Origin of the sequence: Achromobacter marplatensis (assembly GCF_002209535.1) — a bacterium.
Classification (GTDB): domain Bacteria; phylum Pseudomonadota; class Gammaproteobacteria; order Burkholderiales; family Burkholderiaceae_B; genus Achromobacter; species Achromobacter marplatensis.
On the sequence record NZ_NJIG01000057.1, the window covers coordinates 1 to 667 of the forward strand.

A 667-nucleotide genomic window follows, 5' to 3' on the forward strand; every position below is an offset into this window, starting at 1 on the left:
ACGTGGAGCCATCCTTGAAATACCACCCTGGTTTGTTTGCGGTTCTAACCTTGGTCCGTTATCCGGATCGGGGACAGTGCATGGTGGGCAGTTTGACTGGGGCGGTCTCCTCCCAAAGTGTAACGGAGGAGTTCGAAGGTACGCTAGGTACGGTCGGAAATCGTGCTGATAGTGCAATGGCATAAGCGTGCTTGACTGTGAGACTGACAAGTCGAACAGGTGCGAAAGCAGGACATAGTGATCCGGTGGTTCTGAATGGAAGGGCCATCGCTCAACGGATAAAAGGTACTCTGGGGATAACAGGCTGATACCGCCCAAGAGTTCATATCGACGGCGGTGTTTGGCACCTCGATGTCGGCTCATCTCATCCTGGGGCTGTAGCCGGTCCCAAGGGTATGGCTGTTCGCCATTTAAAGAGGTACGTGAGCTGGGTTTAAAACGTCGTGAGACAGTTTGGTCCCTATCTGCCGTGGGCGTTGGATACTTGACGGAGCCTGCTCCTAGTACGAGAGGACCGGAGTGGACGTACCTCTGGTGTACCGGTTGTCATGCCAATGGCATTGCCGGGTAGCTAAGTACGGAAGAGATAACCGCTGAAGGCATCTAAGCGGGAAACTCGTCTGAAGATTAGGTATCCCGGGGACTTGATCCCCCTAAAGAGTCGTTC

At 53.8% G+C, this 667-nt stretch carries 1 rRNA gene; it reads left to right on the plus strand.

Annotated elements, in window-relative coordinates:
• Positions 1 to 667 (plus strand): 23S ribosomal RNA (locus CEY09_RS31825); the annotation flags it as partial.